Source organism: Cupriavidus sp. SIMBA_020, from assembly GCF_046535395.1.
GTDB lineage: Bacteria > Pseudomonadota > Gammaproteobacteria > Burkholderiales > Burkholderiaceae > Cupriavidus > Cupriavidus campinensis.
Genome location: NZ_JAWRWU010000894.1, coordinates 1 through 261 on the forward strand (window position 1 = coordinate 1; position 261 = coordinate 261).

The 261-nt window shown below is 68.6% G+C and carries 1 protein-coding gene; it reads right to left on the reverse strand.

Going from position 1 to position 261, the window contains the following annotated elements:
* On the reverse strand, positions 1-261 hold a 261-nt coding region (locus SB751_RS32005), incomplete at both ends, for an SDR family oxidoreductase (protein ID WP_410749267.1).

The window sequence follows — 261 nt, forward strand, 5'->3', positions numbered from 1 at the left end:
TCTGGCCCTCCTCGCCTAGCGCTTCCTTCGCGAGTTCGGTCGCCGTCGCCCCGGGCGACAGCACGTTGACCCGGATGCCGGTGCCCTTCAGGTCCTCCGCCCAGCTCCGCGCGAGGTTGCGCACTGCCGCCTTGCTCGCGCTGTAGGCGCTCATTGACGGGGCACCCGTGGTGCCGGCGCTCGATCCGGTCAGGATGATCGAACCGCCCTGGCCCATCAGCGGCAGCGCCTTCTGGACCGTGAAGATTGTGCCCTTCACAT